2 protein-coding genes are annotated in these 1,380 nt (G+C 50.3%); both read left to right on the top strand.

Annotated features, from left to right (window positions below; all coding sequences use genetic code 11):
* Positions 1–257, top strand: a 257-nt coding sequence (locus tag V6D20_09220) for an RNA-binding protein (GenBank protein HEY9815958.1), incomplete at its 5' end; no start/stop codon positions are given.
* A 203-nt stretch (positions 258–460) separates the two neighbouring features.
* Positions 461–1,380: hypothetical protein (locus V6D20_09215; GenBank protein ID HEY9815957.1), on the top strand; the 920-nt coding region annotated here is incomplete at its 3' end.

Raw genomic sequence — 1,380 nt, 5'->3', positions numbered from 1 at the left:
ACCTAACATCCATTTTTGCAGAGTATGGTTCCGTGAAGCGGGTTCAACTACCTACTGATCGTGAAACCGGACGGATGCGTGGTTTTGGATTTGTTGAAATGAGCGCAGAATCTGAAGAAAGCGCTGCCATCGACGCCCTAGACGGCGCAGAATGGATGGGACGCGACCTTAAGGTAAACAAAGCTAAGCCTCGTGAAGACCGTGGCGGCGCTGGCGGTGGACGTCGCAACAACAACTTCTCTCGCGGTCGCTACTAAGCTCTAACCTAGCTCAAGATGTACTGCGGATAAAGCCTGACTTATGGTCGTAGGCTTTTTGTTCACCGTCATCTAGGTTTGGGTTTGAATATCTGATGGAAGAGGCTTCAGGCATGACTGCTTGAGGCCTCTTTATTGTTGAAGGTTGAGGAGATTGGCTGGGTGCATCATGCTGAAACCGTCTCTGTTGGAAACGAACTACCATGCGTGTCTTAACATCTTCTACCCAGCACCTCGTCTTACAGCTACGTCCTTGGAGCCTTTGGTTCTTTGGGGGAGCATTCATGCTGTTTGGCCTTTTACCGGGGCTTCTGATTGCTGAAGTTGCAACCCTCGAATGTCGCCGTACTGAACAACCGCCAAGTTGTGAGTTAAGCCGGTCTAGTCTTGTCAACGACGATCGCCACGTCATTCTTTTAGATCAATTCCAAGGGGTAGAGGTACAAGAAAGCCGCAGCGATGGCAGTTCGACTTACCGCGTTGTCCTCCTCACCTCAGAGGGCGATCGCCCCTTAACAGGCCACTCCAGCTCTGGCTATGCAGAAAAAGAACGCTTAGCCCGCCAAATTGATACATTCTTAAACGATACCAATCAATCCCAGCTCGTCATTCAGCAAGATAGTCGATGGCTAGGCTATCTCTTCACGTTGATATTTAGCGGCTCCGGCTTGGCTGTTGCCTGCCTACTGGGTAAAGTTGTGACCTGTGAGTTTGACAAACTTGGGCAGTCCTTTAAACTCACCCGTCGTGGATTATGGGGGAGTAAAACCATCGAGCATCCCCTCCATCATATTCAGACGGTTCATCTAGAAACCTCACGCAGCAGTAAGGGGAGCACAACCTATCGAGTAGCTTTGGGTCTTAAGAATGGCGATCGCCTGCCCATCACGACCTACTACAGCTCAGGACGCAAGGGCAAACAAAAAACCGCTGATCAGATTTCTGCCTTCTTAGGTTTGACGACCTCCACACCCCTGTCTCTCTGGAACCTAGATCTGCGAGAGTTCTTTCGGCTTTTAACAGGAGGACAACAGACCAGGCAACAGGCTATGGTGCGCTATCGTGAGACTCTAGAACGAGAGCCAGGTAATCTACAAACCCAAATGAGTTTAGTCGCGGCTCT

The organism is Candidatus Obscuribacterales bacterium (assembly GCA_036703605.1).
GTDB lineage: Bacteria > Cyanobacteriota > Cyanobacteriia > RECH01 > RECH01 > RECH01.
The sequence above is the reverse complement of the archived record's forward strand: the minus strand, read 5'-3'. Positions and strand labels throughout refer to the sequence as shown.